This is a genomic window from Paenibacillus taichungensis, from assembly GCF_013359905.1.
In the GTDB taxonomy this organism is placed as follows: Bacteria; Bacillota; Bacilli; order Paenibacillales; family Paenibacillaceae; genus Paenibacillus; species Paenibacillus taichungensis.
Genome location: NZ_JABMCC010000062.1, coordinates 1 through 598 on the forward strand (window position 1 = coordinate 1; position 598 = coordinate 598).

The 598-nt window shown below is 53.0% G+C and carries 2 tRNA genes and 2 rRNA genes; all 4 read left to right on the plus strand.

What is annotated here, in order from left to right:
* A 23S ribosomal RNA gene (locus tag HP548_RS00510) occupies nt 1–127 on the plus strand; the annotation flags it as partial.
* Between the two features lie 80 nt (nt 128–207).
* A 5S ribosomal RNA gene (rrf, locus tag HP548_RS00515) occupies nt 208–324 on the plus strand.
* Between the two features lie 38 nt (nt 325–362).
* Nucleotides 363–436 (plus strand) — tRNA-Ile (locus HP548_RS00520).
* A gap of 28 nt (nt 437–464) precedes the next feature.
* A tRNA-Ala gene (locus HP548_RS00525) sits at nt 465–540 on the plus strand.
* Nucleotides 541–598 lie beyond the last annotated feature (58 nt).

Genomic DNA, 598 nt, shown 5'->3' on the forward strand with positions numbered 1-598 from the left:
AGCCCCCCTCAAGATGAGATTTCCCAGTATGTAAGACCCCTTGAAGACGACGAGGTAGATAGGCTGGGGGTGGAAGTGCAGCAATGCATGGAGCTGACCAGTACTAATCGGTCGAGGGCTTATCCAATATGCAAGTTGTAAGTCGCACATTTCGTTTCGGATCTAGTTTTCAGAGAATGATCTCTGAAATGTAAGCTAAGCTATGCGTTTGGTGGCGATGGCGGAGGGGTTCCACACGTACCCATCCCGAACACGACCGTTAAGCCCTCTAGCGCCGATGGTACTTGGACCGCAGGGTCCTGGGAGAGTAGGACGCCGCCAAGCGAAACCCCATTGGGGTATTTTTTTTCGATTTTTCATACGGGCCCTTAGCTCAGTTGGTTAGAGCGCACCTCTGATAAGGGTGAGGCCGGTGGTTCGAGTCCACCAGGGCCCATAGTAATACCAGATAGACTAAAGTGTATGGGGCCATAGCTCAGCTGGGAGAGCGCCTGCCTTGCAAGCAGGAGGTCAGCGGTTCGATCCCGCTTGGCTCCACCATTCCCTGATAGCTCAGTTGGTAGAGCACTCGACTGTTAATCGAGTTGTCACAGGTTCG